Below are 25,789 nucleotides of genomic sequence, written 5' to 3' on the forward strand. Positions count from 1 at the left end.
GCAGTCAGTTTATGCTTTCGGCGCCAGCAACTCTAATGGAGCGGGGCCCGGAGCATCGTCTGCCGCTTGCTGCCGGACACCGGACGTCGCCTTTGGCCCGTTCGGCGGGCCGGCCCGACAACCAGGAGGACTTTTGGCGGCCAGTTCACGGAGCGCTCGCGAAGCAAAGCGGCGCATCCTGCAAATGGAGGCGAAACGCGAGCTGCGGCGGCAGCAGGAGAAACGCCGTAAGCGCGACAATGTCCTCGCTGCAGGCGCGGGTGCCGCGGCGCTGGTGCTCGCCGTCGTCCTCCAACTCACCGTCTTTGCCAGTAACCCGACCGAGGACGAGTATGCCGCGGCGCAGGCCGGGCTGACCAGCCCGTCGGCAACCCCATCAACACCGGCCACCAACGCCGCGAACATCCCGAAACCGGAGACCGCGGCCGGCAAGGTCTTCACCGGAGAGCTCAAGCTGAACAGCGGCGCGCTGGGAGTTGAGTTGGACGGAACCAAGGCTCCCCAGGCGGCCGCAGTCTTCAAATCGCTGGCCGACGAGAATTACTACAGCGGAATCAGCTGCCACCGGCTGACCACCGGCGAGAGCTTCGGAGTCCTGCAGTGCGGTTCCAAAACCGGCGACGGCCAGGGAGACCCTTCCTACACCTGGGGGCCGCTGGAAAACACGCCGGCGGACAACAAGTATCCCGCCGGATCCATTGCTGTGGCGCGTACCAGCGGGAACGCCTACGGAAACGGCACCCAGTTCTTCATCGTCTATAAAGACACTGTCATCCCGGCTGACGAGGCCGGCGGGTACACGATTGTGGGCAAGGTGACGTCCGGCCTTGATGTAGTGACGAACATCGCGGCCGGCGGTATTAAGACGGGCGGAAGCGCAACAGACGGCGCTCCTGTGGAACCAGTCACGATAGACTCGTTCTCTCTGAAGTAACCAGCGCCCGGCCTCCACGCGGCGGGTGCAGGTATTTCCCTCCAAGCGAAAGACTTTTAGCGGTGACAGACAGTCAGAAATCCGACGAAACAGTAACAGCAGCTGCCGACGAGGCCGGGGCCGGGGCTCAGGTGGTTGACGACGCGCAGGCGGCTGGCAACGACGCAGCAGCCGAACCCACGGCAGAGGCACAGTCAGCCACCCAGGAAACCTCCGAACCGGAGGCTCCCGCAGCTGAGGACGCACCTACCGAGGCACCCGTTGCCGAAGAGGCTCCCGCAACTGCCGAGGCTCCCGAAGCGGCTGAGGAGGCACCTGCAGCTGAGGAGGCACCGGCCGAAGAGGCGCCCGCCGCGGAAGAGGCCGCAGCTCCCGCGGCGCCGCGTCCCGCACCCCGCCCGGCCCCATCGCCGGCCGCGTTTGCGGCGCGGCCCAAGGCCGCTTCCTCCCCTGTGGCTCCGGCCCCTGCGCCTGTTTCCTCGGCTGCATCGCTGGCGGAAGCTGCACGCTGGGGACGGGTTGAAGGGGACGGACACGTTTTCCTGACTATCGACGGCGCCGAACACCCCGTGGGCCAGTACCCGGGCGTCAGCGACGACGAAGCACTGGGCTACTTTGCCCGGAAGTACGACGACGTGGTGGCCCAGATTGTTCTCCTGGAACAGCGCGTAAGCTCCAAGGCCCCCACCACGGACATGCAGAAAACCGTGACGCACCTGCGCGAGCAGCTGGGCGAACGGAACATGGTGGGTGACCTCCGCGCCGCCGAGGCCCGCCTCGACACGCTGTCCACCCAGATCACGGAACTCGAAAAGGCCGAAAAGGCTGAACACGATGCCGTGCGCGCCGCCGAACTGGCAGCCCGCGAAGCAATCGTTGCGGAAGCGGAAGAAATTTCCGGCCACGATCCTGCGCAGATCCAGTGGAAGACCTCCAGCGCCCGAATGAATCAACTCTTCGAAAGCTGGAAGGCTGCGCAGAAGAACGGCGTCCGCCTGGGCCGCAGCAACGAGGACGCCCTCTGGAAGCGGTTCCGGGCAGCACGGACGGTCTTCGACCGCCACCGCCGGGCGTACTTCTCGCAGCTGGACAGCAACAATTCCGCGGCGAAGGCTGCCAAGGAAAAGCTGATCGCTGAAGCCGAGGCGCTCTCCTCCTCCACCGACTGGGGCTTCGCCGCGGGCGAATACCGCCGACTGATGGACGAATGGAAGGCCTCGCCGCGCGCCAGCCGCAAGGACGACGATGCACTGTGGGCCCGGTTCCGGGCCGCCCAGGACGTATTCTTCACCTCGCGGCAGGCAGCCAACGACGAGATCGACCAGGAGTACGGTGCAAACCTGACCGTGAAGGAAGCCCTTCTGGTCGAGGCCAACGCCCTGCTCCCGATCAAGGACCTGGCCGCCGCCAAGAAGGCGCTCCAGTCCATCCGCGACCGCTGGGAGGAAGCCGGCAAGGTTCCCCGTGCGGACATGGGTCGGATCGAAGCCGGCCTCCGGAAAGTGGAGGACGCCGTCCGCCACGCCGAGGATGAGAACTGGAAGCGGTCCAACCCGGAAACCAAGGCACGGACCAACAGCGCCCTTTCGCAACTCGAAGCAGCCATCGCCGGACTTAAGGAAGACCTCGCCGAGGCCGAGAAGGCCGGCGACCAGCGCAAGATTAAGGCCGCCCAGGAAGCCCTCGAGGCCCGCCAGGCATGGCTGGACCAGATCTCGCGTTCGGCCAGCGAACTGTCGTAGGCGCCTAGCCCGCCAAGTACAGGCCCCGTCCCGGTTATCCACATACCCGGAACGGGGCCTGTACGCGTTTGGGGCTGCAGGAAAAGATGGCTGAATGGCTACTTCCTCCTCCGTCCCCGCAAATATCAGAAGCGCAGAGGCCGGGTCTGTTGAGCTCTATTCGCCCGGCGCGGTGTTTTCGTGGCCTGAGCTGCAGGCCATGGCCGCCGACGGTGTCCTGAGCCAGCTCTACCAACGCGGGTACATGCTGCCCGGCACGGCAACCACTCCGCAGCTGCGGGCACGCGCGGCCTCTTTCGCTGTCCCGCCGGGAATCCGGCAGCGCGTCGTGGCAGGCCGGATGACGGCGGCGTGGATCTACGGGTGCGCCGGGGAACCGGACCGGCTGGCCCTGCTTGTGGATGCCACCCGGCGTGTCTCCAGCCTGAGGTCCACCCGGGGCTGCACTCTGCATGAGGTCAGGCTCGGCCCCTTCGACGTCGTCAGCCTGGGCGGCCTGATGGTTTCCAGCCCGCTGCGCACGGCGCTGGACATTGCCCTGCATGTGGACGCGGAGCGGGCGGTGCCCGCCCTGCGCAAGATGCTGGAGCGCCCTGAGCTGGACGTCAGGCTGAGGCTGCTCACCCTCGCGGTCGAAGCCACTCCCCGGGTTCCGTACAAGAAGGCCGCCCTGGAGATACTGGCGGCCCTGCAGCCCCGGCCTGGCTAGCAGCCCGGAAGCTATCAGACCGGCGGTTAGCTGCGCCGCCGGTTTCCGGTGGTGCGGTACACGTCGAACACGCCATCGATGCGCCGCACAGCACTGAGCACGTGGCTCAGGTACTTGGGGTCGCCCATCTCGAACGCGAACTTCGAGATGGCCACGCGGTCCGTCGAGGTGTGCACACTGGCCGCCAGGATATTGACGTGGTTCTCCGACAGGATCCGGGTGACATCGGACAGCAGGGACTTCCGGTCCAATGCCTCCACCTGGATCTCCACGAGGAAAACGCTGGACTGGGTGGGTGCCCAGTCAACCTCCACGATGCGGTCCGGCTGGTCCTTCAGGTCCGACACGTTGGTACAGTCCGTGCGGTGCACCGACACTCCGGAACCCCGGGTGACAAAACCCAGGATGGGATCCGGGGGAACCGGCGTGCAGCAGCGGGCAAGTTTGACCCACACGTCCCCCACGCCGCGGACGATCACACCGGAGTCGGAGTACTTCGTCTTGCTGACCTGCGTGGGGATGCTGACCTCAGTCAGGTCATCTTCGGGGCTATCGTTGCCGCCCAGGGTCTCAACCATCCGTTCCATGACGGATTGAGCGGAGGTGTGCCCGTCGCCCACTCCGGCGTAGAGGCCGGAGATGTCAACGTACTTGAAATGCTCAGCCACTTCGGCGAGGGCGTCATGGGTCATGAGGCGCTGCAGGGGAAGGTTCTGCTTGCGCATCGCCTTGGTCAGGAGTTCCTTGCCGCGGTCGATGGCCTCTTCGCGGCGCTCCTTGCTGAACCACTGCCTGATCTTGTTGCGGGCGCGGGCGCTCTTGACGAAGTGCTGCCAGTCCTGGCTGGGTCCGGCGCCTTCCGCCTTGGAGGTGAAGATCTCCACCCAGTCGCCATGGTTCAGTTCGCTGTTGAGCGGAACCAGCTTGCCATTGACCCTGGCGCCGATGGTCCGGTGGCCCACTTCGGTGTGGACCGCGTACGCGAAGTCCACCGGAGTGGACCCTGCCGGCAGTGCCATGACCTCGCCCTTGGGCGTGAACACGAAAACTTCCCGGGCGTTGATTTCGAACCGCAGGGAGTCCAGGAACTCTCCGGGATCGGAAGTTTCCTGCTGCCAGTCAACGAGGGACCGCAGCCAGCCCATGTCGCCGTCGCGGGGGCTGCCGGGGCCTGCGGCCGTCCTGTTCGGCTGGTCCTTGTACTTCCAGTGCGCGGCCACACCGTATTCTGCGCGGCGGTGCATTTCGTGGGTGCGGATCTGGATCTCCACGGGCTTGCCGCCCGGCCCGATGACCGTGGTGTGCAGGGACTGGTACATGTTGAACTTGGGCATCGCGATGTAGTCCTTGAACCGCCCCGGAAGCGGGTTCCAGCGCGAATGCAGCGTGCCCAGGGCTGCGTAGCAGTCACGGACGGAGTCCACCAGGACCCGGACGCCCATGAGGTCGTTGATGTCGTCGAAGTCCTTGTCGCGGACGATCATCTTCTGGTAAATCGAATAGTAATGCTTGGGGCGGCCGGTGATGGTGGCCTTGATCTTGGCAGTCCGGAGATCGTCGGTGATCTGGTTCCGGATGACGCTGAGGCTCTTTTCGCGCTCCGGGGTCCGGTCCCCCACCATGCGGACGATTTCCTCGTACACCTTCGGGTACAGCGCAGCGAAGGAGAGGTCCTCGAGTTCCCACTTGATGGTGTTCATGCCCAGCCGGTGTGCCAGCGGCGCGAAGATTTCCAGTGTTTCGCGGGCTTTGCGGGCCGAGGACTCCGCGGAGACGAAGCGCCACGTGCGGGCGTTGTGCAGCCTGTCCGCCAGCTTGATCATCAGCACCCGGATGTCCTTGGCCATCGCGACGACCATCTTGCGGACCGTTTCAGACTGTGCGGCTTCGCCGAAACTCACCTTGTCCAGCTTGGTCACGCCGTCCACCAGCATGGCGACTTCGGGGCCGAAGTCCCGCTTGAGGTCCGCCAGCGTGTAAGGCGTATCCTCCACGGTGTCGTGCAGCAGCGCGGCGGCCAGCGTGGTGCCGCTCAGGCCCAGTTCGGCCAGAATGGTGGCTACGGCGACGGGGTGCGTGATGTAGGGATCGCCGCTCTTGCGTTTCTGGCCCCGGTGGCTCTGCTCGGCGACGACGAAGGCACGCTGGATGAGGTCGAAATCCTCTTTGGGGTTGTTCGCCCGGACGGTGCGCAGCAGCGGCTCGAGTATGGGTGAATACGTGGCCGTTCCTCGGCCCGTCAGCCGGGCGAGCCTGGACCTGGTGCGTTCGCGCCGTCCGGGGAAGGTGGGGCGGAACCCGGAACTGTCAACCGGCACGCCTGCATCCGGGCGCCCGGGCGCAACCAAACCGGCCTGCGGCCCCTGGCCCGGACCTTCACCACCGTCGGCCGTTGGCGCCGACGTCGAACGTTCTTCCAATGAAGCACCCCTCACGACCCGTTTAATTATCCCAGTCTATTCCCGCAGCAGGAGACTTCTGTAACCGGACCGCATATGCGAAGGGCCGGACACCGTCACGAATGACGGCGCCCGGCCCTTCAGGGACGCAAACCTCAGGCTGGCGCCGACTCCGGCGCGGCCGCTGCCTTCGCAGCAACCTCTACACGGCGGCGTTCAACGCGCTCGGCCTGCTTGACCAGCAGCGGTTCGCCCTGCCGCAACCAGGCGTAGAGCGGGGCTGCGATGAAAATGGTCGCGGCGGTGCCGATCAGGATGCCCACGAACAGGGCCAGCGAAAGGTCCCGCAGGGTACCGGCGCCCAGGAGGCCGGCTCCGATGAACAGGATGGCACCCACGGGGAGGATGGCCACCATCATGGTGTTGATGGAGCGGACCAGCGTCTGGTTGACGGCAAGGTTGACCTCCTCCGCAAAAGTGCGGCGCGTGGAGGCATCAATGTCTGCCGTGTTTTCGCGGATCTTGTCGAACACCACCACGGTGTCGTACAGCGAGTAGCTAAGGACGGTCAGGAAGCCGATAATCGCCGACGGCGTGACCTCGAAGTCGCTGAGGGCGTAGACGCCGGCTGTGACAAACATGGTCACCAGCATGCCGACGAGTGCCGAAAGCGACATCTTCCAGGTCCTGAAGTACAGCGCCATCAGGACTGCCGCAATGACGACAAAGATCACCAGCCCCAGCAGCGCCTGCTTGGTGACGTCCGCACCCCAGGTGGGTCCGACGAACGTGGACGTCACCTCGTTGTCCGTGACACCGTAGGCGGTGGTAAGGCCCTCCTTGATCCGGAGCGTCTCGTCGTCCGTGAGCTTGTCCGTCTGGATCCGCATGGTGGTGCCGGCAACGTTGGCTACACGCGGAATGCTGCCCTCCACCACGTCTGTGACGGCCTTCTCGCCGAGCACCGCGTCCGTGGTCTTGACGTTGGAAACCGTGAACTCGGACCCGCCCCGGAACTCGATGCCAAGGTTGAATCCGCCCTTGGCCACCGGCAGGAGGATGGACAGCGCCACGGCGACGGCGGCGATCAGGAACCAGATTTTCTTGGATGCGACGAAGTTGTACGAGCGCTTGCCCGTGTACAGCTCATTGCCGAACGTGGCAAAATTCGTGGTCATTTACTTGCCCTCCTTGGACGTGCTTTTGGAGGAACCGGCAAGCTGCTCCTGCTTTTCCGCCAGGCGGCGTTCCGCGATGGTCATCCGGCGCTCGGCTTCAGCAGCTGCGCCGGTGTTCTTGGCACGCACCACGGAAGGCTTCTCATCCGGCGTGCGGAGCCTGCCCGCGCCACGGTACAGAGGCACTGCGCCGAGGCGCTTCGGGTCAAGGCCGGAGAACCTGTGGCCCTCGCCGAAGAACTTGGTGCGGGCCAGGAGCCGCAGCGTCGGGTGGGTGAACATGAACACGACGATGAGGTCGGCGATGGCCGTCAAACCAAGAGTGAACGCGAAGCCGCGCACGTTGCCCACGGCGACGAAGTAGAGCACCAGGGCTGCCAGCAGGTTGACTGCCTTGGACGCCAGGACGGTGCGCTTGGCACGCTTCCAGCCGTTCTCCACGGCGGAGACGAGCCCGCGGCCTTCCCGCAATTCATCACGGATTCGTTCGAAGTAGACGATGAACGAGTCTGCCGTCTGGCCGATGGCCACGATGAGGCCGGCCACGCCGGCGAGTGACAGGCGATAGTTTTCGGTCCAGCCCAGGATGGCAATCGCGAGGTACGTCAGCGCACCGGCCACTACGAGCGAGAAAATGGTGACAAGTCCCAGCGCCCGGTATTGGAAGAGGGAGTAGACCACCACCAGGAGCAGGCCGATGACGCCTGCGAGCAGACCCATCTTGAGCTGCTCGCCGCCCAGTGTTGCTGAAATCTGCTGTTCGCTCTGGATGTCGAAGCTGATGGGAAGGGCACCGAACCGCAGCTGGTCGGAGAGGGCCTTCGCGGACTCCTCGGTGAACCCGCCCGTGATCTGCGGACGGCCGTCCGTGATCACTGCGAGGGACCTCGGCGCTGAGATGACCTGGTCATCGAGGACAATGGCGAACTGGGCCTTCGGATCAGAGCCCGTCTCACCGCCGGCCGCAACGAAGAACTGGTACAGCCGTTCAGTGACTTCCTTGAACTTGGCGGTTCCCTGCTCGTCGAACTGGATGTTCACAGCCCACTCGTTGGTGACAGCACCCTGTGCACCCTGCTGCAGCTGGAAGGACGAGGACTTGATGTTGGAGCCCTTGACTTCCACCGGACCCAGAATGTACTTGATGGCCGGGGACGTTTCCGTTGCCGGCTCACACGTCACCAGCGGCTTGGCCGGGTCCGAGCGCTCCTGCTTGTCCTGCGAGGGGTTGTCGCAGTCCAGGGTCTCGAACTTCTTGTACACCTCCGGGGTGACCCAGTTGATGTCGCTGCTGTTGGTCGGTTCAGCTGTCGGCTTGGGCAGCTGGTCATCCGGCGTCAGGGATTCGGTGGGAACGGCCGCTCCGGCGCCGGCCTGGAGCACGGGCCGGAAGTTCATGTCGGCCGAGGCCTGGATGAGGGCGCGGGTCTCCTTGGAAGGTGTACCCGGCAGGCTCACAACGACGTTGCGGCCGGACTGCGTGCTGATCTCGGCTTCCGCGACGCCCGAGCCGTCCACGCGCTGGCGAATGATCGCAACGGCCTGGTTCAGCTGGTCCTCGTTGATGTCCGAACCGCCCTCGACCTTCGGCGCCAGGATCATCTGGGTTCCGCCTTCCAGGTCAAGCGCAAGCTTGGGTGCCCAGCTGGCCTGGCCGGCGACGGTGCCGCCCGCGAGGACGGCAGTCATGACGGCGAGGATTACGCCGAGCCAGACCAGCACCCTGAGTGCTGAGTTTTTGGGGCCAGTACGTGCCATTGTGATCTTTCTATTGATTACGGAGGAGCCGCCGGGGTGAGCTGGACTCACACACCGGCGGCAGCCCGCGGCCGTCTTTAAATTCTACTTAGCGGGACTCGGCGGGAACGCCAGACTAGCTGTCTTTCTTGCCTTCGTCGTTCAGACGCTTCAGCGATTCTTCCGGCGTCTCGTTGACGGTGTCGGTGCGGTTCACTGCGTCGGCCGGGGTCTCGTCCTGCCCGGTCAGGGAAGAGGCGTCGTCGGGAACGACGGTGGGCTCTTCGGGAGCAACGGCCGGCTCGACGATCTTGGTGACGGCCTGGCGGTGCACTGTGGCGAGGTTGCCGGGGGAAAGTTCGAGGAGAACCTTGTTCTCGTCCTCATCGATGGAGACGATGCGGCCGTAGAGTCCGAAGCTCGTCATGACCTCCACGCCCGGTGCGAACTGGGACTGCAGCGTGGCCTGCTGCTGCTGGGTCTTCTTGTTGCGGCGGAACATCATGAAGATGAAGAGTCCGAGCATCACGAAGAGCAGGATGGTCATGATGTCGATGCCGCCGCCGGCCTGCGGCTGGGCCTGGGCAGTAATGTGTCCGAACACAGGAAGTTTCCGTTCTGTACTTACATAGCTGATTTACAGCAACGTCGGCTTCGTTTCGGCCCATCTGGCAGAAAACCCCCAGCCGACGGCGGCCGGAGCCGCCCACAGAAACAAAGACCCGAACGTGCCGAGCGTTCATCCCAGTCTAAAGGGAAAGTCAGCCGGACGCTGCTATTGGCTGTTCGGAAGCCACTCCGCCACGGGCTCCCGGCCGAGGTCATCCGGTTCGAACAGCGCCAGCGTCTCCTGGCCGAACACCCCGTCCGGAACCGCGTAACCCAGGTGCGTCCAGGCCGGAGCCATGGCGATCCGGCCGCGCGGGGTCCGCCCCAGCAACCCCTCGCGGACCAGATAGGGCTCGGCGACGGTTTCCACGGTTTCGGGTTCCTCGCCCACGGCAATGGCCAGTGTGGAAAGCCCCACCGGGCCGCCGCCAAATTTGGTGATCAGCGCCTCGAGGACGGCGCGGTCCAGCCGGTCAAGGCCCCGCTTATCCACCTCATACATGTCCAGCGCGGCCGAGGCTGCGCGGGAATCGATCTGTTCGATGCCGTGGACCAGCGCCCAGTCGCGGACGCGGCGAAGCAGGCGGTTGGCAATTCGGGGCGTGCCCCTGGACCGGCCGGCGATTTCGCTGAACCCTGCCGAATTCACCTTGAGGTCAAGGAGGCCGGCAGAACGCCTCAGGACGAGTTCCAGTTCCTCGACGGAGTAGAACTCCAGATGGCCCGTAAAGCCGAACCTGTCCCGGAGCGGGCCGGGAAGGAGGCCGGCGCGGGTGGTTGCCCCCACGAGCGTGAACGGAGGCAGTTCCAGGGGAATCGCGGTGGCACCGGCGCCTTTACCCACCACGATGTCCACGCGGAAGTCCTCCATGGCCATGTACAGCATTTCCTCCGCGGGCCGGGACATGCGGTGGATCTCGTCCAGGAACAGGACCTCCCCTTCCGACAGCGAGGAAAGGATGGCGGCAAGGTCCCCGGCATGCTGGATGGCCGGGCCGCTGCTGATCCGCAGCGGGGCGTTCATCTCGGCAGCGATGATCATGGACAAGGTGGTCTTGCCAAGGCCCGGCGGGCCGGAGAGCAGCACGTGGTCAGCACTGCGCCCGCGCATCCGCGAGGCTTCGAGCACCAGCGACAGTTGCTTGCGGACGCGGTGCTGGCCCACGAAGTCGTGCAGGTTCTTGGGACGGAGGGCCGCCTCGATGACGCGTTCCTCCGGCTCCTCTCCCCCGCCGACAAGGGTGGGCTCAGCCACGGCTGCCTACCCTGTTGCCGGCGCGGGCGCCGTCCTGGCCGAGCCAGCGCAGGGTGGCCCGGAGAATTTCGGCCACCTGGCCGTCGGCTTCCAATTCGGGGGAATCCGAGAGGGCTTTGTCGATGCTGGACGCGGCGTCCTTTTCGGACCAGCCGAGGCTGGTCATGGCCGCCACCACCTGCGGCTTCCAAGGAGCCGGAGCGGATGCTGCAGGCGCCGCTGTTGGACCGGTCCCGTGCGGCACCAGTTTCCCGGCGAGCTCCAGGACAATCCTGCCGGCGACTTTGGGGCCGATGCCGGGGACCTTGGTGAAGGCCTTGCCATCCCCGGTATGCGCGGCAACGCGGATCGCCTCGGGATCATGGACGGCCAGCACCGCCAGCGCAAGGCGTGGGCCCACGCCGCTCACGCTGAGCAGGATGTCGAAGACCTCGCGCTCGTCATCGCTGGAGAATCCGAACAGCGTTAGGGAATCCTCACGCACTATCAGGGAAGTGAAGAGCTTGCCCTCTTCGCCGACGCGCAACCCGCTGAGGGTTTGGGGTGTAGCGTTCACGCTCATGCCGGCACCGTTGAGGTCGATCACGGCGGAGGACAACCCGACGTGCGCTACGGTTCCGCGGAGAAAACTGATCAAGGCCGGGCTCCTGGGTTACAGCGAAATTACAGCCGGAATGAAACCGGCTATCCGAACATATCTACGAATACCCTAGCAAGGAGCCCGGACATTCACCGTGCACGGCGCGCCTTGGCCTCCGCCTCGGCCCAAGCCCGCTGTGCAGGCGTCAGCGAGAGGCTGCCAGGGGCTGTGGTAGCGATGGCAGCTCCACTGCCCGCCCGCCACGCATGCGTGATGGCCAGCGCCAGGGCGTCGGCGGCGTCAGCCGGACGCGGCGGGGCGTCCAGGCGGAGGATCTTGGTGACGAGCTTCGTGACGGCTTCCTTATTGGACGTTCCGCTGCCCGTGACGGCGGCCTTGACTTCCGACGGCGTGTGCAAGGCCACCGGTATCCCGCGGCGGGCGGCGGCTGCGATCACCACGCCGGACGCCTGCGCGACGCCCATCACGGTGCTGACGTTCAGCTGGGAGAACACCCGCTCCACAGCGAGGACATGGGGTTCGTAACGGTCCAGCCAGTCATCGATGGACGTGGCGATGAGGAGCAGGCGCTGGTCCAGGCTCTCATCCGGCGACGTGCCCACCACTCCGACGGCCACCAAGGTGGCGCGCCGGTTCTTTTCGACGTCCACGACGCCGATGCCGCAACGGGTGAGGCCCGGGTCGACTCCCAATACTCTGAGGGTCAAGGCCGGGCCTCAATGTCACTGCAGGGTTGCCGGATCACTCGGCTTCCAGTGCGGCCTGCACTTCGTCGCTGAGGTCCGCGTTGCTGTAGACGTTCTGGACGTCATCAAGGTCTTCCAGGGCGTCCACCAGCTTCATGAACTTCTTGGCAGCGTCCAGGTCGAGCGGAACCTCCATGGAGGGGACGAACTCGGCTTCGTCGGTGTCGTATTCGATCCCGGCGTCCTTGAGCGCATCGCGGATGGCCTGGAGATCCTTCGGATCCGAGTGGATTTCGAACGTGTCGCCGTTGTCCTTGACTTCTTCGGCACCGGCTTCGAGCACCGCCATCAGGACGTCGTCCTCGCTCAGCCCGTTCTTGGGGAGGGTGACAACGCCCTTGCGGGAAAAGAGGTAGCTGACGGATCCGGGATCGGCGATGGTCCCGCCGTTGCGGGAAATGGCGAGGCGGACCTCGGAAGCGGCACGGTTCTTGTTGTCCGTAAGGCACTCGATCAGCAGCGCCGAGCCCTGCGGGCCACGGCATTCGTACATGATCTCCGTGTAGTCCACGACTTCGCCGGTAAGGCCTGCGCCGCGCTTGATGGCACGGTCAATGTTGTCGGCGGGGACCGAGGTCTTCTTCGCCTTGGTCACCGCGAGTTCCAGGCTCGGGTTGCCGGCCAGGTCCGGGCCGCCCATCCGGGCCGCGACTTCGATGTTCTTGATCAGTTTGGCGAACGACTTTGCCCGGCGGCTATCAAGGATGGCCTTCTTGTGCTTGGTCGTCGCCCATTTGGAGTGGCCTGACATGCTTTACGCTTCTCCTCTGATCATTCGAATAAACAGTTCGTGCACGCGCTTCTCCCCCGTCACTTCCGGGTGGAATGAGGTGGCCAGCAGGTGGCCTGAACGCACTGCAACAATTCTAGCCGTCCCCTGCAGCACGGCAGCATGCGAGGCATGCTCCGGGTCCGCGGGTTCCACCTGCGCCAGGACCTCCACGCCGGGCCCCACACGTTCCACCCAGGGGCCGCGGATGAAGACCGCGTGGACCGGGGCTACACCGGAGCCGGTATCGCTGAAGCCCAGTCCCTTGAATTCAAGGTCGGTCTCAAAGGATTCCCGCTGGCGGCCGAAGGCGTTGCGGCGGACGGTGATGTCCAGTCCGCCGAACGTCTGCTGGGGGTTGCCTGCCAGGTCCGTGGCCGGGTCCGCAATCTCATCGGCGAGCAGGATCATGCCTGCGCAGGAGCCGTACACGGGCAGCCCGTCGGCGATGAGCTTGCGCAGCGGATCCGCCACCTCGAAGGCCCGTGCAAGCTTGTCGATGGCGGTGGATTCGCCGCCGGGAATGATGAGGCCGTCGATGCCATCGAGTTCGGACGGGCGCCGGATGCCGATGCCCGTGGCGCCCATTGCTTCAGCGGCGCGCAGGTGCTCCCGGAAGTCACCCTGGAGCGCCAGGACACCGATTCGCAGGCCCGTACCCGCGCGGGAATAGTCCGTGGAAGGGGGGTTGGTCATCCAAACAGCATAGTGCTCCCCGCACGCGAAAGAGTGCCGGAACGGCCCCTCCGGCCCGGTTCCATGCCTCGGCTGGGATATATTCAGAGCATGCTTTACTTCAGCGTTCCGCTCGGCAAGCTCGTCCGCCGGGTCTCCCGGCTCAGAGGCGGAGGCTCTGCCTTCCCCGGTCTTGTGGTCGAGAAAATCGACCCCGAATTCATGCAGCGGACACTGTCCACGCTTCCGCTGGGGGTCGCCGTCGTCAGCGGGACCAACGGTAAGACCACCACCACCAAGATGGTTGTGGAACTGCTGGAAAGCCAGGGGCTGAAGGTGTTCACGAACCGCACCGGCAGCAACTTCACCCGCGGTGTCGCGGCAGCCCTGCTGGGCGACGTCGACTGGCGGGGCCGCCTGGACGCGGACATTGCCGTGTTGGAGCTTGATGAGGCGCACGCCGTGCACTTCGTCAACCGAGTTCCGCCGCGCTATAGCCTGCTGCTCAATGTCCTCCGCGACCAGCTGGACCGCTTCGGCGAAATCGACAAGACCGCCCAGCTTCTGCAGCACATCGCTTCCAAAACCACCGGCACTGTTGTCCTGAACCGGGAGGATCCGCGCGTCGCCCGGATTGCCGACACCCTGGACGGACCCCAGGTCCGATACTTCGGCCTGGACGACTCGCTGCTGAGCACCTTTCCGAACGACGACGACCTGCGGTCCGGTCCCGGCAGCCCGGTGCCGGCGTTGCCCGAAAAGCCGCACGCCGACGTCGTGCTTCGCCGGGTGGGGACGGCCGACGCCGACTTTGAGTACGACGGCGCCACGGTCACCACCGGGATGAAGCTCCGCGGCGTGTACAACATCTTCAACGCGGCCGCTGCCTTGGTCCTGGCGCGCAGCATCGCCGGTAACGGCACTACGCCCACCGACCACGACGGCCTGCTCAAAGCCCTGTCAGAGGTTGCGCCCGCTTTCGGCCGCGGTGAAAGCCTGGTGGTTGACGGGCTGCCGCTGGACCTCGTGCTGGTCAAGAACCCCAGCGGTTTCCGGCTGGGCCTGAAGTCATTTTCCGCCGGCGGCTACGCCACCATGGTCGCGATCAATGACAACTACGCCGACGGCCGGGACATGTCCTGGCTCTGGGACGTCGAATTCGATTCGCTGCGCGAAGGCGGCGTGGACCAGCTGACCGGCTCCCGGGCCTACGACATGGCGTTGCGGCTGCAATACGACGGCGTCGCCATTGGCGCCGTCGACCCGGACATCACGCCGGCGCTGGCTGCGTTCATCCAAGGCGCCAAGGACAAACCCAAACGCGTATTCTGCACGTACACGGCCATGCTCGCCATCCGCCGCGAACTGTCCAAAATCACCACTGTGGAGGTGGTCTCATGACCCCGGTATCCCAAGACGGCGAATCCGCCGCAGGCGGCCCGGAAACAGTCAGTCCGGACACAGCCAGCAAGGGCACCATCAGGGTCCTGCAGCTGTACCCCCGGGACATGAACATCTACGGTGACTGGGGCAACGCCCTGGTGCTCCAGCAGCGGCTCCGCTGGCACGGCTACACGCCCGAGCTCCTCGAGTACAACGTGGGCGATGCGTTCCCGGCCGACGTTGACCTCATCGTCGGCGGCGGCGGACAGGACAGCGGACAGCTGGTCATCCAGGACGATCTGCTTTCCCGGGAATCGACGTTGAAGGAGCTGGCAGAAGACGGAACCCCCATGCTCCTGATCTGCGGGATGTACCAGCTCTTCGGCCGGTTCTTCAAGACCCGGACCGGCTCGGTCATTCCGGGCATCGGTGTGCTGGATGTCGAAACGCACGGAACCGACGAACGCCTGATCGGCAATGTCACGGTGTCCTCGACCGAGTTCGGGGACGTCCTTGGCTACGAAAACCACAGCGGGCAGACAACCCTCGGCCCGGGCGTCAAGCCGCTCGGCACCACCCCCAAGGGCACGGGCAACAACAGCAGCGACGGCAAGGAAGGGGCCCGCTACCGGAACATCGTGGCGAGCTACCTCCACGGTTCCCTGCTGCCCAAGAATCCGGCCATTGCCGACTTCCTGATCCGCACCGCCGTCGAACGCAAGTACGGCAGCTTCAGCCCCGGGGCTCCGGACGACCGCTACTCGGTGCTGGCGCGCGAACACGCGGCGCGGCGGCCCCGCTAGGTCCTGTCCGATTCCGGGGGACACGCCGGACCCAGTCTCCCCTGTGACGGATTGCGACCGGCCAGCGAATAGGCCGTGGCAGACTATTTCCATGGACACTGCAGCCGCCGGCCTCCCGGAACACCTCCGCCGTCCGTCAGGGCCACGCAATCCCGGCGACGCCTGGGTGGAGGGCGAGCTGGGTAAATTCTGGGGCCGGTTCGGATCTGCGGGCCTCCTGGTACAAGACCCGACCAAAGGCATCCTGCTGCAGCACCGGGCCACATGGAGTCATCACGGCGGAACCTGGGGCCTTCCCGGCGGAGCCTTGCACGAAGGGGAAGACGCCATCACGGGCGCCCTGCGCGAAGCCCACGAGGAAGCCGCCGTCCCGCCGGAGAAGGTCCGTATCCTCTTCACGTCGGTATTCGACGTCGGGTATTGGTCATACACCACGGTGGCCGTGCGCGTGGTTGAATCCTTCGAACCCGTCATCAACGACCCCGAGAGCATCGACCTGAAGTGGATACCGGCCAACGCCGTGGAAGACAAGGACCTGCACCCGGCCTTCGCCACCTCGTGGCCCGGGCTTAGGCGCGAGCTCCTGCAGCACCACTGATTTCACTGACGGCGTAGCCCCGGCAGGACTAGGTCCGCCCGCGCAGTCGTTGACATTGGTAAGCACCACTCCAGGGAGGCTTACCATGGTCAAACTCAGTGACGGCGTCAGCGGCACCAATGCGGCCGAAGACCCGCTGGATTCCTATTCGGCAACGGTCATCCGCGTGGCGGAAACTGTCACCCCGCACGTGGCCGCCATCGAAATGACCGGCAACGGACGCAACGGCAGGTTCCGCGTGGGCGCCGGCTCAGCTGTCCTGTTCACGTCGGACGGGTACCTGGTAACCAATGCCCATGTGGTGGGCGCGGCAGGAAAGGGCCATGCGGTGTTCGCCGACGGTTCGCGGACCGCTGTGGAGGTGGTGGGCGCCGACCGCCTGTCGGACCTTGCCATTGTCCATGGCAAGGCACCCACGGCGCCGCCGGCCGAATTCGGCGATGCCGAACTCCTCAAGGTCGGGCAGCTGGTCATCGCCGTCGGAAATCCGCTGGGTCTCTCCGGCTCTGTGACGGCAGGTGTGGTCAGCGGCCTGGGCCGCTCAATCCCGGTATGGTCCGGACGCAACCGCCGTGTAATCGAGGACGTCATCCAGACCGACGCCGCGCTGAACGCCGGCAGCTCCGGAGGGGCCCTGGCGGACGCCCACGGCCGTATCGTGGGCATCAACACCGCGGTCGCCGGTGCGGGCTTGGGGCTGGCCGTTCCGATCAACGCCACCTCGCGGCGGATCATCGCATCCCTCCTCTCGGACGGGCGCGTCCGGCGTGCCTACCTGGGACTCGTCAACACTCCCGTTCAGCTTCCGGTCAGCTCGGTTGTCCGTACCGGCCACCGCGACGGACTGCTCGTCGTCGAGGTCCTTCCGCAATCGCCGGCCGAACGGGCGGGCCTCCGCGCCGGAGACGTCCTGCTGAGCGTGGGGCGCAAGTCCGTTTCGAACGCGGAGAGCCTCCAGAAGCTGCTTTTCTCGGAGGCAATCGGAGCGCCGCTGGAAATTTCCGCACTGCGTGACGGCACGGAGCTGCATGTGGTGGCCATCCCCCAGGAAATGACGGAAAACCAATAACTCTCCACCCCAAATCGGCAACAATGAATCTGTGGTCCGTGATCCCCGACGTGAGGTGCACGGCGGAAGGCATGTCCTTCCAGCCGTTATACCGGCGTGCACCGTGCTTCTCCTTGCCGGGCTCCCCGCATGTTCGCGGCCGGGACCCTTCGACGCGCCCCCGTGTTTCCCGCCCGCTTACACGGTGACACCCGAGCGCGCACAGTTGGGCCAGAACGTGAATGTCACGGCGCCGGACGCCGACTGCGATCCACGCTACGGCGAGCATGCCCGCATTCATGTGACAGTGACGGACGCGGCGGGCGCAAAGGTATTGGACGCAACGTCCCCGATGAACGACGCCGGCGGGTTTACATATACGTTCATCGTTCCAGTGAACTCGGCGGCCGGACCGGCAACGGTGACCGCCATGCCCTACAACATTGACTGGTGCGACGATACCGGCCGGAACAACAGGGCGGGCGGGTCCGGTCAGGCCGGTGAATTGACCCGGGCATCCTGCGCCCAGCCGGTCCGGATCCTCACCGTCACGCCGTAACATAACCGCATGATCCCGGGCCCGTTCAGCCCGGAACACGCCCTCCCAGGCGAAATGCACACAAACCCCCGAAAGGCATGCCGGCGACACGTCCCGGCAGGAGGATACCGCATTTTCCGGTGTAATAAACCCCTAGTCCTATCCTGATTGCAGCCGCCCAGCTATCGTTATTGGTGAACACACCTCCGGACACATTGAAGTGCCGGACGGGTGCTGTTCCAGCGCTACAGTCCGGTTCCGGGATCACCGTCCTGAACCGAAACTGTGGGTATTGGGGTAGGCACGGGGGTGCCCAGATATCTAAACACCGTTCCCTGAACGCAGGATTCGCGTTGCTTCACTCGCACAGGGGACGGCGGTTTTCCAATCACGGCCGGGCTCTGCGGATTTCGCAGGGTTCTGCGCCTTCAGCCCGGGATCGGGACTGCTCAGGCGCCGAAAATTGCGCCGCATGGCCGTGAAAATGTTGGGGAACCGACCACCGCAGGCCTATGACCAAACGGACGGCTCGCCCGCCCTTCAAGGAGATACCGGAATCCAACCCGGATGCCCGGCCCCGTCGCAGCCTGTGGACATCACCTGGGAATGAACAAAAGATGGGAAGATCTCATGAAGAGGTCAATGGGCATGCTCGCATCCACTGTGCTGGCCGCAGGACTAGGCGTCGGAGGGACGGCCATTGCGGCCGGACCAGCAGCAGCGGACACGGGTCTGAAGACCGTCACGATTTCGGCCGAGAATTACCAGAGCTACACGGACAATAGGGACCGTGACCGTGACCGTGACCGCAGCGACCGCGACAAGCGGGACCGCGACAAGCGGGACCGTGACAAGCGGGACCGTGACCACCGCAAGTGGTGTGCGAAGCACGGCCACTGGCATTACCACCACGGTCACTGGTACTGGCACAGCGACTGCGATCGTGACCGGCGCCACGACCGCGACCACTACGAGTACCACTAGGCCGTCAGACGCCTGACCGACCGGTCTGAGGCGACAAGGGAGGGGCCCGCTGTTAAGCGACGCCCCTCTCTTGTGTCAGGCGAGCTTGTGTCAGGCTCGCACTTCCCCTGCCAGCGATGCGGTGGCAGGGTCAAAGCATGAACAACTGGGATCCAGGAGCGGCGGGCGTCCTTGAGCTCCCTTCCGGTCGCCTCATCCGCGGCCGCGCACTGGGTCGGCCCCTTCCGGCCGGTCCCAGCCCGGAATTCGCCGTCTACCTTCTGGGCACGGCCCCGCCCCGGGTTGACTGGGAGCAGCGATGGGTGCGCTGGCCGGACTTCCGGCTGCCGGCAAATGAGGGCGAGGCCATGGACGCCCTGAAGGAGGCCTGGCTGCGGGCCGCATACCAGCGCGTCGAAATCGCCTGCGCGGGCGGCCGGGGCAGGACCGGCACAGCCCTTGCCTGCATCGCCGTTCTGGACGGAGTTCCTGCGCGGCAGGCTGTTTCCTTTGTTCGGGCGCACTACCACCCGCGGGCGGTCGAGACGCCGTGGCAGCGGTGGTACGTCATGCGCCCGCGCTGAGAACGCACTGCGCTGAGACGGCACCGCGGAAGGCCTTGGAAACTAGCGGTGTTCCTCGGTGATTTCCTTGAGTTTGGCGAGGGCTACCGGCCAGGCTTCATCAAACATGGCGGCAAAATCGTCCTCGCTGTCGAGCACAACGTCCACGGTTGTGACCCCTGCGTCTTCGCTGAACGAGTAGTTCTCGTGTGTCCCGATAAACTTCTTCGCTTCATCGCTGGTGGTGTCGTCTGCTCCGTTGACAATCTGCCCCACATAGCGCAGCGAAATAAACTCCCCGGGCCTGTTCTCCTCCACGACTGCAATCATGCCGCCTAGCGAACCCTCGTCATCCGGTCCGAGGAACCGGATCTCGCTGCCCTTTGCCCAGTCGCCTTGGAAGTAGGAACCCTGGTTGAAAGCACTTGTCCACTTTCGGTATGTCGAGTCGGACAGCATGGTGGTCCATACGTCGCCGACCGGTGCGTTGATCTTCGCTGAGTACCGTAGCTTTTTCATGCCCGATCTTACTGCCGGGTAAGGAGTCCGGGACAGGCCTGGCAACATGCCTCTCAGGGAGGGGTATTTTCGACGGCCCTCCGGAGTAGGGTACCTCCATGGACATCATCCTGGTTCCCGGGTTCTGGTTGGACGCCTCGTCATGGTCTGACGTCACACCTCCGCTGCTCGCCGCGGGGCATCGCGCGGTTCCGCTCACGCTGCCCGGCCTCGAAGCCCGGGACGCGCCGCGGGCCGGCATCGGTCTGCGCGACCACATCAACGCCGTCGTGGCGGCGGTCGATAGCGCCGACCAGCCGGTGGTCCTTGTCGGGCATTCCGGGGGCGGCGCCATCATCCACGGTGCCGTTGATGCCCGGCCGGACCGCGTTGCGCGAGCAATCTACGTGGACAGCGGCCCGCTGGGCGAGGGCGGTGTGATTAACGATGAACTTCCAGCGGAAGGCGACGAGGTACCGCTTCCGCCGTGGGAGGGCTTTGAAGACGCCGATCTTACGGACCTGGATGACGGGTTGCGTGCCATGTTCAGGGCGCGCGCCGTCCCTGAGCCGAAGGGCGTGGCCTACGACCCCCAGCGCCTTCACGATGAGCGCCGCTACGGCGTTCCGGCCACCGTGATCGCCTGCGAGTTCCCCTCTGCTGTGCTGAAGGAATGGATCGACGCCGGGCATCCTTATGTGGCGGAGCTCGCGCGCATCCGCGACGTGGAGTACGTAGACCTGCCCACGGGACACTGGCCCCAGTTCACGAGGCCGGCCGACCTCGGCACGGCGATCCTCGCCGCCGTCGACCGCCAGTAAACGCCGCCCGCCGGCAGTTGGGTGCTACGCGAGAGGGGTGAGGACAGCGATCTGGTAGCCGCCCGCTTTTTCGGCGAGCTGATAGCAAAAACGCTCCCGGAGCTCACCGGCAAAAGTCCAGGTGACATCTGCCCAGACAAATCCGGGTGCTACGGCCATGATGTCAATTCTCTTTTCCACGGAGTCCACACCCTCATACTGGCCCCACGACGAGGCGAAGAACGCTTCGGTCTGGCCGGCGTCAGTGACCGGGACGGACTGGCCGGGAAACAGAATGAGCGAGGGAACGGCATACATTCCCGCGATCGCCTTGGCGTCCCGCGCCAGCAGCGCGGCTGCATAGCGGTCGAAAAAACGGTCAACGTTGTCCGAAGCTTCTGTCATGCCAGAATTATAGGAGGCCCGGAAGCGGGAAACTCCTTGGGGGAGGATCTGCGAATATCCGGCGTTTCCGCTTGAAGCGGCGATGCTCGGCCTTGGCTCGGCGGTGCTCGCGGGTGCGCTCACCGGTGCGACCCCCCGCAACGGTGGCCGTCCGGGTCAAGGTGATCGACGCCATCCGGTTTTAAGTGCCGGGACTTCTAAGTACCGGGACGTCGCCCCGAAACTCCGCCGGATGCCGATCTCGCACACCCTGTACCGCACTGTTACCACGGAGATGTTCAGCATCCCGGCGGCACCCAGGAGGAGGACGACGCCGGCGATACCGGCTGCAGCGAGCTACACCGTTGCGAAGGGGTCACCGTTGCTGGCGTAGTCCATCCTCTGCACGTGGACCTGCATGGCCGGAAACTGCCATTAAAGGTCAGCCGTAATTGCGGCCTGCAAGACCTCTGCCTGCTCAGGGTCTGGTCGTCGTCGTCCGCGAACCAGCTTCGTTGGATTATGCGTCTGTAGGTTGCCCCCACGACGGACGTCACGGCCCGCGACGGTGAGTGCCACGCCCCCCCAGGGCCGACGTCGGAGCAGCACTGGTTGATTCCCTACCTAAGTAGTGCGATCTATTTATGGGTGAGATCGATTGGCAGCAGGAACTGAACAGGGCAGCCCTCCCCCACGCCGTGCTCGCCGTCCTCAGCAACGGGGAAAGCCATGGCTACGCCATCATCGAATTCCTCAAGTCCCACGGGTTCGCACGAAGCAAGGGCGGCACTCTTTACCCGCTCCTGAAGCGGCTGGAGGATCAGGGACTGGTCGAATACGAGTGGCAACACGTGGAAGCCGGCCCCGCACGCAAGCAGTTTTCACTTACCGAACAAGGCCGCGTCGAGTTGCAGCGCGCGGCGGCCGCCTGGCGGCAAATGGACGAGTCGCTGGCCGGAATTCGAGCGAACAGACAGGAACGACAATGAGCTACAACCGCGAGTTGGCCTTCAACCTCCGAATAAGGGGTCTCTCGGAGGAGGAGGTATCCGAAACGCTCGACGAAGTTCGCGCCCACGAGTCGGCGACGGGCTCGGCCGCCGAAGACGAATTCGGGCCAGCCAAGGAGTACGCGACACAGTTCCCAAAGGCGAAACAGCGGTCACGTGGAGCGATGATCGCCACCGTCGGCGCGGCACTTGCCGTGGCCTATGTGGCCGTCGGCCTTGTCATCCTGCCATTCATGGGCGTGGACATCCGCGACTTCGTCGGCCCGCTGGAGTTGCTGCCGGCTCTCGTCCTGGGATTGGGCGGTGTCCTTGCCGGCTTCTTGCCGACTACCTTCGGCCGGTTCCACGCTCACACAGGTGACGCGGGCCCGGCAGCTTCCCCGGCCGCCGTGTCAGCGCTCTTCGGAAATGATCAGTTCCCGGGCACCTGCTCCGGCCGCGCCCATGGATTCGACCACGGTCCTGGTCCTCAGCCGCGTGGCCGCATCGGCTTCCGCGCCGGCGCACGGCCCCTGCGGCGCGTCGGCCGCCACCGAACACCATCGGTACGGATCGCGGACGATCACTGACGGCACCCATGCCAGATCCGAAGCCGCCCATTTGCCGGCCGCATCCTGGCTGAACTGTGCCCGGACCAGCAGCCCCTCGTTGTTCACCACATACCAGGGGGAAAGTTCCGTGACGCCGTTGCCCAGCCCGTACACAATCCATGTCCCTTTGTAGTTCTCGATGGGCAGTACGGAGTGGGTGTGGTGGCCGTAGACCATGGTGAACTCGCCGCTGTCCACCAGGGCATGGGCCGTGTCCTGCTGCTGGGCATTGGGCGCGCGGGCGTATTCGTCCCCGGCATGCATCACGCCGAGCACAATGTCCGCGCCGAGCGCCCTTGCCTTCCTGGCCTTGGCAATCATTGCCGGCGCGTCCAGCATGTCCACCTGCCAGGCGTACTCCGGGTATTGACCGTTCAGGCCATAGGTGGCCTCAATGACCGCAATCCTGGCGGCTTCCGTCTGCAGGATCAGGATGCCCTGCGAGTCGGCCTCGGTCCGGTAGGACCCGGTGTGCTTCAGGCCGGCGGCGTCCAGCGCGTCGAGTGTCCGCACCAGTCCGTCAGTTCCGCGGTCGATGGTGTGGTTGCTGGCCGTGGTGCAGGCCTGGTAGCCAACATTCCGGGACGCCGCAATGATCTGCGGCGGCACATTGAACGACGGGTACGCCGAGAAGGGGCCGTCCGGGCCTGAGACCGGTGTCTCCTGGTGGCAGATGGCCAGGTCGCTCTTGTCAACGTACGCGCGCTGGCCCTCGAGCAGCGGGGTGAAGTCCAGCCCCGGTTTGCCGAGGGCCGCCGCATCGGCGCGGGCCTGGTCCCACAACTGGGCGTGCACCAGCATGTCCCCGGTCACCAGAACGGAAGTGCACCGGACCGCGGCGCAGGCGGGGCCTTTGCCCAGCGTCGGTTTTGGATAAGGGGCCGGCTCCTGGGTGGCAGTGGACGACGGCGGCGCGGAGACCGCCGTCGTCGGCGTTTCCCCGGTTGCCCGCCCACCGGTGCCCTGTTCGGCTATCACGCCGCACGACGACAGAGTGAGCATCACGCAGCCCGCGGCGAGTGCCCCGAAGCGCCGCCTGGCGGGCGGTTTTTGTTGTTGTTGGCGCAGGTCCCCCATGCCGCCATTTTACGGCGGCCAATCTCCGAATCCCGCGAAATCACCATTGAGAACCGCCCGATTACATGAAAGAGTTGTTTCATGACCAACCCTCTCCTGACTCCCAGCCCTTTGCCGTTCGGGCTCCCCCCGTTTGCAGACATTGGCGAGGATCACTACGCCGAAGCGGTCCGTTCCGGGCTGGCTGAGCACCTCGCCGAAATCCAGGCGATCGTGGACAACGCCGAACCCGCCGGCTTCGAAAACACCGTACTGGCCATGGAACACGCCGGGCAGCTCCTCCAGCGTGCAGCCGCGTCGTTTTTCACCCTGGTCTCCGCTGATGCCTCGGACGGCATCCGCGCCCTCGAGACCGAGCTGTCCCCGGAGTTCTCCGCCCACCAGGATGCCATCTACATGAACAGGCGGCTGTTCGACCGGTTCTCCGAAGTGGACACCGCCGGCCTCGACGATGAATCGGCCCGGCTCGTGGAGGAGTACCTCAAGGAGTTCCGCCAGTCCGGCATCCAGTTGGACGACGCCGGACAGGAACGGCTCAGGACGGTCAATGCGGAGCTGTCCCGGCTGGGCACGGAATTCGGCCAGCGCACGAAGGAGGCCATGAAGACCAATGCCCTGCTGCTCGACGACGCCGCAGAGCTGTCCGGATTGCCCGCTGACGACATCGCCAGCGCCGCCGAGGCAGCGCGCGCCGCGGGCCACGGCGGGAAATTCCTGCTGACGCTGATCCAGCCCAGCAACCAGCCGGCGATGGCCTCCCTGGAGAACCGCGACGTCCGGCGCCGCCTCTACCAGGCCTCCATCAGCCGCGGGAGCAGCGGCGGCAGCCTCGATGTCCTCGACCTGGTGAAGTCCATGGTCGCGCTGCGGGCGGAAAAGGCCCGTCTCCTGGGCTTTGTCAACTATGCCGAGCTGACGGTGGACCGTCAGACGGCACCCGATTTCGGGGCCGTGCAGACCATGATGAACCGGCTGGCGCCTGCCGCCGTCCGGAACGCCGACGCCGAGGCCGCGGCCCTTGCTGAAGTGGCAGGCCATCCACTCGAGGCGTGGGACTGGGCGTACTATTCCGCGAAAGTGCGGCGGGAGCGGTACAGCGTGGACGAGCAGGCGCTGCGGCCCTACTTTGAACTGGACCGGGTGTTGCGCGATGGCGTGTTCTTCGCCGCCACGGCCCTCTACGGCGTCACCTTCCACGAGCGGCCCGAGCTCAAGGGCTACCACCCCGATGTCCGGGTCTGGGAAGTCCGTAACGAGGACGGATCCGAACTGGGCCTGTTCCTGGGCGATTACTATGCCCGGGAGTCCAAGCGCGGCGGGGCCTGGATGAATTCGCTGGTGGACCAGTCGGCGCTCCTGGGGACGCGGCCGGTGGTCATCAACAACCTCAACATCTCGAAGCCGCCTGCGGGCGAGCCAACGCTCCTGACGCTGGACGAGCTCCGGACGGCGTTCCACGAGTTCGGGCATGCCCTCCATGGCCTGTTTTCCAACGTGGCCTTCCCGCGGTTCTCCGGCACGGCTGTCCCGCGGGACTTCGTGGAGTACCCCTCCCAGGTCAATGAGATGTGGATCATGTGGCCCGAGGTGCTGGCGAACTACGCCCGTCACCATGTCACCGGCGAGCCCCTGCCCCAGGACATCGTGGACAGGCTCAACGAATCCCAGCTGTGGGGCGAGGGCTTCGGCACCACGGAATACCTGGGCGCGGCGCTCCTCGACCTTGCCTGGCACGTCCTGGACGGATCCCGGGTCCCGGAGGACGCCGTGGAGTTCGAAGCCAAGGCCCTGGCGGCCGCCGGCGTGGCACACAACCTGATTCCGCCGCGGTACCGCACCGGCTATTTCCAGCACATCTTCGCCGGCGACGGGTACGCCGCGGGGTACTACTCCTACATCTGGAGTGAGGTCCTCGACGCGGACACCGTCGAATGGTTCAAGGAAAACGGCGGACTCAGCAGGGCCAACGGTGACTTCTTCCGGAACGAACTCCTCTCCCGCGGCAACAGCCGCGAACCGCTGGAATCGTTCCGCGCCTTCCGGGGCCGCGACGCGGAACTGGAGCCGTTGCTGAAGCGCCGCGGCCTGGAGTAGCTTCCTCCCCTCCCAACTGACTGGCAGTTAACGTCGTGAAAAGCCGTTTTCGCGACGTTAACTGCGAGCTAGTTGGGTTAACGACG

At 65.2% G+C, this 25,789-nt stretch carries 26 protein-coding genes; 13 read left to right on the forward strand and 13 right to left on the reverse strand.

Features of this window, described 5'->3' with window-relative positions; all coding sequences use genetic code 11:
• Positions 1–133: 133 nt before the first annotated feature.
• From J2S97_RS05775 to J2S97_RS05785, 3 genes are all read left to right on the forward strand, one after another.
• Positions 134–934 carry a peptidylprolyl isomerase gene (locus J2S97_RS05775; protein ID WP_307047394.1) on the forward strand — a complete coding sequence of 267 codons (801 nt, stop codon included), beginning with the start codon at positions 134–136 and terminating at the stop codon, positions 932–934.
• A gap of 62 nt (positions 935–996) precedes the next feature.
• A complete protein-coding gene (locus tag J2S97_RS05780; RefSeq protein ID WP_307047396.1) occupies positions 997–2,676 on the forward strand; it encodes a DUF349 domain-containing protein in 1,680 nt (559 codons plus the stop codon).
• A gap of 94 nt (positions 2,677–2,770) precedes the next feature.
• Positions 2,771–3,385, forward strand: a complete 615-nt coding sequence (locus J2S97_RS05785) for a hypothetical protein (RefSeq protein WP_307047398.1) — start codon at positions 2,771–2,773, stop codon at positions 3,383–3,385.
• Between the two features lie 26 nt (positions 3,386–3,411).
• Here J2S97_RS05785 and J2S97_RS05790 read toward each other — a convergent pair whose 3' ends face one another.
• The 9 genes from J2S97_RS05790 to pdxT form a co-directional block, all read right to left on the reverse strand.
• Positions 3,412–5,805, reverse strand: a complete 2,394-nt coding sequence (locus J2S97_RS05790; RefSeq protein ID WP_307047399.1) for a RelA/SpoT family protein — start codon at positions 5,803–5,805, stop codon at positions 3,412–3,414.
• Between the two features lie 134 nt (positions 5,806–5,939).
• Positions 5,940–6,962: a protein translocase subunit SecF gene (gene secF / locus J2S97_RS05795; RefSeq protein WP_307047402.1), complete on the reverse strand. Its 1,023-nt coding sequence runs from the start codon at positions 6,960–6,962 to the stop codon at positions 5,940–5,942.
• Entirely contained in the window at positions 6,963–8,720 is a 1,758-nt protein-coding gene (gene secD / locus J2S97_RS05800; protein ID WP_307047405.1) for a protein translocase subunit SecD, read from the reverse strand.
• Between the two features lie 115 nt (positions 8,721–8,835).
• Complete coding sequence (gene yajC, locus J2S97_RS05805; protein WP_307047782.1) at positions 8,836–9,246, reverse strand: preprotein translocase subunit YajC; 411 nt, start codon at positions 9,244–9,246, stop codon at positions 8,836–8,838.
• A gap of 228 nt (positions 9,247–9,474) precedes the next feature.
• Positions 9,475–10,563 carry a Holliday junction branch migration DNA helicase RuvB gene (ruvB, locus tag J2S97_RS05810; protein WP_307047406.1) on the reverse strand — a complete coding sequence of 363 codons (1,089 nt, stop codon included), beginning with the start codon at positions 10,561–10,563 and terminating at the stop codon, positions 9,475–9,477.
• Positions 10,556–11,200 carry a Holliday junction branch migration protein RuvA gene (ruvA, locus tag J2S97_RS05815; RefSeq protein WP_307047408.1) on the reverse strand — a complete coding sequence of 215 codons (645 nt, stop codon included), beginning with the start codon at positions 11,198–11,200 and terminating at the stop codon, positions 10,556–10,558. The genes ruvB and ruvA overlap by 8 nt, the downstream gene beginning before the upstream one ends.
• Before the next feature lie 92 nt (positions 11,201–11,292).
• Positions 11,293–11,871 (reverse strand): crossover junction endodeoxyribonuclease RuvC, encoded by a 579-nt coding sequence (gene ruvC, locus J2S97_RS05820; RefSeq protein WP_307047410.1) that lies wholly within the window; start codon positions 11,869–11,871, stop codon positions 11,293–11,295.
• A gap of 34 nt (positions 11,872–11,905) precedes the next feature.
• Complete coding sequence (locus J2S97_RS05825; RefSeq protein WP_307047413.1) at positions 11,906–12,661, reverse strand: YebC/PmpR family DNA-binding transcriptional regulator; 756 nt, start codon at positions 12,659–12,661, stop codon at positions 11,906–11,908.
• A 3-nt stretch (positions 12,662–12,664) separates the two neighbouring features.
• The gene (gene pdxT, locus J2S97_RS05830) at positions 12,665–13,375 is read right to left on the reverse strand and encodes a pyridoxal 5'-phosphate synthase glutaminase subunit PdxT (protein WP_307047415.1); all 711 of its coding nucleotides are present in this window, start codon (positions 13,373–13,375) and stop codon (positions 12,665–12,667) included.
• A 90-nt stretch (positions 13,376–13,465) separates the two neighbouring features.
• On the opposite strand from pdxT, the gene J2S97_RS05835 reads away from it, so the two are divergent.
• From J2S97_RS05835 to J2S97_RS05865, 7 genes are all read left to right on the forward strand, one after another.
• Positions 13,466–14,755, forward strand: coding sequence for a Mur ligase family protein (locus tag J2S97_RS05835; protein WP_307047417.1), 1,290 nt, complete (start codon positions 13,466–13,468; stop codon positions 14,753–14,755).
• Positions 14,752–15,540: a type 1 glutamine amidotransferase gene (locus tag J2S97_RS05840; RefSeq protein WP_307047419.1), complete on the forward strand. Its 789-nt coding sequence runs from the start codon at positions 14,752–14,754 to the stop codon at positions 15,538–15,540. Before J2S97_RS05835 ends, J2S97_RS05840 begins: the two co-directional genes overlap by 4 nt.
• Before the next feature lie 91 nt (positions 15,541–15,631).
• On the forward strand, positions 15,632–16,138 hold the full coding sequence (locus J2S97_RS05845) for an NUDIX domain-containing protein (protein ID WP_307047422.1): 507 nt from the start codon (positions 15,632–15,634) through the stop codon (positions 16,136–16,138).
• 85 nt (positions 16,139–16,223) lie between these two features.
• The gene (locus J2S97_RS05850; protein ID WP_307047424.1) at positions 16,224–17,207 is read left to right on the forward strand and encodes a S1C family serine protease; all 984 of its coding nucleotides are present in this window, start codon (positions 16,224–16,226) and stop codon (positions 17,205–17,207) included.
• 184 nt (positions 17,208–17,391) lie between these two features.
• The gene (locus J2S97_RS05855) at positions 17,392–17,745 is read left to right on the forward strand and encodes a hypothetical protein (protein ID WP_307047425.1); all 354 of its coding nucleotides are present in this window, start codon (positions 17,392–17,394) and stop codon (positions 17,743–17,745) included.
• A gap of 609 nt (positions 17,746–18,354) precedes the next feature.
• Complete coding sequence (locus J2S97_RS05860; protein ID WP_307047427.1) at positions 18,355–18,708, forward strand: hypothetical protein; 354 nt, start codon at positions 18,355–18,357, stop codon at positions 18,706–18,708.
• A gap of 137 nt (positions 18,709–18,845) precedes the next feature.
• On the forward strand, positions 18,846–19,271 hold the full coding sequence (locus J2S97_RS05865) for a protein-tyrosine phosphatase family protein (protein ID WP_307047429.1): 426 nt from the start codon (positions 18,846–18,848) through the stop codon (positions 19,269–19,271).
• Positions 19,272–19,313: 42 nt separating this feature from the next.
• Here the strand turns inward: J2S97_RS05865 and J2S97_RS05870 are convergent, their stop codons facing one another.
• Positions 19,314–19,769 (reverse strand): hypothetical protein, encoded by a 456-nt coding sequence (locus J2S97_RS05870; RefSeq protein ID WP_307047430.1) that lies wholly within the window; start codon positions 19,767–19,769, stop codon positions 19,314–19,316.
• A 98-nt stretch (positions 19,770–19,867) separates the two neighbouring features.
• Between J2S97_RS05870 and J2S97_RS05875 the strand changes: the two genes are divergently transcribed.
• The gene (locus J2S97_RS05875) at positions 19,868–20,569 is read left to right on the forward strand and encodes an alpha/beta fold hydrolase (protein WP_307047432.1); all 702 of its coding nucleotides are present in this window, start codon (positions 19,868–19,870) and stop codon (positions 20,567–20,569) included.
• A 24-nt stretch (positions 20,570–20,593) separates the two neighbouring features.
• Here J2S97_RS05875 and J2S97_RS05880 read toward each other — a convergent pair whose 3' ends face one another.
• Positions 20,594–20,953, reverse strand: a complete 360-nt coding sequence (locus tag J2S97_RS05880) for a hypothetical protein (protein ID WP_307047434.1) — start codon at positions 20,951–20,953, stop codon at positions 20,594–20,596.
• Between the two features lie 623 nt (positions 20,954–21,576).
• On the opposite strand from J2S97_RS05880, the gene J2S97_RS05885 reads away from it, so the two are divergent.
• Positions 21,577–21,921, forward strand: coding sequence for a PadR family transcriptional regulator (locus tag J2S97_RS05885; RefSeq protein WP_307047436.1), 345 nt, complete (start codon positions 21,577–21,579; stop codon positions 21,919–21,921).
• 173 nt (positions 21,922–22,094) lie between these two features.
• Here J2S97_RS05885 and J2S97_RS05890 read toward each other — a convergent pair whose 3' ends face one another.
• Both J2S97_RS05890 and J2S97_RS05895 read right to left on the reverse strand, forming a co-directional pair.
• On the reverse strand, positions 22,095–22,295 hold the full coding sequence (locus J2S97_RS05890) for a hypothetical protein (protein ID WP_307047438.1): 201 nt from the start codon (positions 22,293–22,295) through the stop codon (positions 22,095–22,097).
• A 39-nt stretch (positions 22,296–22,334) separates the two neighbouring features.
• Complete coding sequence (locus J2S97_RS05895; RefSeq protein ID WP_307047440.1) at positions 22,335–23,609, reverse strand: CapA family protein; 1,275 nt, start codon at positions 23,607–23,609, stop codon at positions 22,335–22,337.
• A gap of 81 nt (positions 23,610–23,690) precedes the next feature.
• Here J2S97_RS05895 and J2S97_RS05900 point away from each other — a divergent pair, with 81 nt between their 5' ends.
• A complete protein-coding gene (locus J2S97_RS05900) occupies positions 23,691–25,703 on the forward strand; it encodes a M3 family metallopeptidase (RefSeq protein WP_307047442.1) in 2,013 nt (670 codons plus the stop codon).
• The last annotated feature ends 86 nt before the right edge of the window (positions 25,704–25,789 follow it).

Source organism: Arthrobacter oryzae (assembly GCF_030812315.1).
Taxonomy (GTDB): domain Bacteria; phylum Actinomycetota; class Actinomycetes; order Actinomycetales; family Micrococcaceae; genus Arthrobacter; species Arthrobacter oryzae_B.

Coding starts and splice junctions, on each gene's coding strand:
- secD (WP_307047405.1), bottom strand. CDS start 8,720: ATGGCACGTACTGGCCCCAAAAACTCAGCACTCAGGGTGCTGGTCTGG.
- J2S97_RS05845 (WP_307047422.1), top strand. CDS start 15,632: ATGGACACTGCAGCCGCCGGCCTCCCGGAACACCTCCGCCGTCCGTCA.
- J2S97_RS05835 (WP_307047417.1), top strand. CDS start 13,466: ATGCTTTACTTCAGCGTTCCGCTCGGCAAGCTCGTCCGCCGGGTCTCC.
- J2S97_RS05840 (WP_307047419.1), top strand. CDS start 14,752: ATGACCCCGGTATCCCAAGACGGCGAATCCGCCGCAGGCGGCCCGGAA.
- J2S97_RS05825 (WP_307047413.1), bottom strand. CDS start 12,661: ATGTCAGGCCACTCCAAATGGGCGACGACCAAGCACAAGAAGGCCATC.
- pdxT (WP_307047415.1), bottom strand. CDS start 13,375: ATGACCAACCCCCCTTCCACGGACTATTCCCGCGCGGGTACGGGCCTG.
- J2S97_RS05895 (WP_307047440.1), bottom strand. CDS start 23,609: ATGGGGGACCTGCGCCAACAACAACAAAAACCGCCCGCCAGGCGGCGC.
- J2S97_RS05885 (WP_307047436.1), top strand. CDS start 21,577: ATGGGTGAGATCGATTGGCAGCAGGAACTGAACAGGGCAGCCCTCCCC.
- secF (WP_307047402.1), bottom strand. CDS start 6,962: ATGACCACGAATTTTGCCACGTTCGGCAATGAGCTGTACACGGGCAAG.
- yajC (WP_307047782.1), bottom strand. CDS start 9,246: ATGACCATCCTGCTCTTCGTGATGCTCGGACTCTTCATCTTCATGATG.
- J2S97_RS05900 (WP_307047442.1), top strand. CDS start 23,691: ATGACCAACCCTCTCCTGACTCCCAGCCCTTTGCCGTTCGGGCTCCCC.
- J2S97_RS05865 (WP_307047429.1), top strand. CDS start 18,846: ATGAACAACTGGGATCCAGGAGCGGCGGGCGTCCTTGAGCTCCCTTCC.
- J2S97_RS05860 (WP_307047427.1), top strand. CDS start 18,355: ATGAAGAGGTCAATGGGCATGCTCGCATCCACTGTGCTGGCCGCAGGA.
- J2S97_RS05785 (WP_307047398.1), top strand. CDS start 2,771: ATGGCTACTTCCTCCTCCGTCCCCGCAAATATCAGAAGCGCAGAGGCC.
- J2S97_RS05850 (WP_307047424.1), top strand. CDS start 16,224: ATGGTCAAACTCAGTGACGGCGTCAGCGGCACCAATGCGGCCGAAGAC.
- J2S97_RS05870 (WP_307047430.1), bottom strand. CDS start 19,769: ATGAAAAAGCTACGGTACTCAGCGAAGATCAACGCACCGGTCGGCGAC.
- J2S97_RS05875 (WP_307047432.1), top strand. CDS start 19,868: ATGGACATCATCCTGGTTCCCGGGTTCTGGTTGGACGCCTCGTCATGG.
- J2S97_RS05880 (WP_307047434.1), bottom strand. CDS start 20,953: ATGACAGAAGCTTCGGACAACGTTGACCGTTTTTTCGACCGCTATGCA.